Consider the following 668-nt stretch of genomic DNA (forward strand, 5'->3'; position numbering starts at 1 on the left):
CGCTTGAAACGGCGGCGGTGGTCGAATTCTCTTTGAGTTCACCCTTGGATCTGTCGGGGCGCAAACTGCCTGCACGCCAGATTATCAGTGCGGTGTGCCGATGGGAGTACCGCGGCGCTGAATGCGGTTATCGCGGAACGGATTTCTTCACGCGCAACAACATCAAGACGAAGAAGCCGGAAGAGGATAGGTGCGGTAAGCGATTGTCGAGTTGCCGAAAGCGCTTTAAGGACGTGCCGCTGCCTTTTGGCGGCTTTCCCGCTGCGGGCGCGGATGGCGCGCTTTCGCGAGGCGGATAGGTGATGCTTGCCGGGTGCACGCGTGCGGCAATTGAATCGCACGCGCTTGCGTGTTATCCAAACGAATCGTGCGGGCTAATCGTGAACGGCGATTACCTGCCGTGCGCCAATGTTTCGAATCTTCCGTCTGAGCACTTTTCCATTTCAGCGGCCGCCTATTCTTGCGCAGAAGATGTGGGGTCCGTGCAGGCCATCGTTCATTCGCATCCTGATGCGAGTGCTCTGCCAAGCCTTGATGACCTGTTGGCATGTGGGGCGTCAGGCGTTCCAGTGTGGTTTATTCAAAGCGTGCAGCGCGACCAGCACGGGGCCGTCCACGCTGGCCGCCTTCATCACATCACGGCGCAAGTAATCGCCCGAGCGACTGCC

The 668-nt window shown here is 59.1% G+C and carries 2 protein-coding genes; both read left to right on the forward strand.

The window, feature by feature from the left end:
* Positions 1-299, forward strand: a 299-nt coding sequence (locus tag QCE79_RS33335) for a phage minor tail protein L (RefSeq protein ID WP_309851747.1), incomplete at its 5' end; no start/stop codon positions are given.
* A 3-nt stretch (positions 300-302) separates the two neighbouring features.
* The coding region (locus QCE79_RS39490; protein ID WP_404989472.1) for a C40 family peptidase at positions 303-668 on the forward strand (366 nt) is incomplete at its 3' end.

This window comes from Caballeronia sp. LZ003, assembly GCF_031451465.1.
GTDB lineage: Bacteria > Pseudomonadota > Gammaproteobacteria > Burkholderiales > Burkholderiaceae > Caballeronia.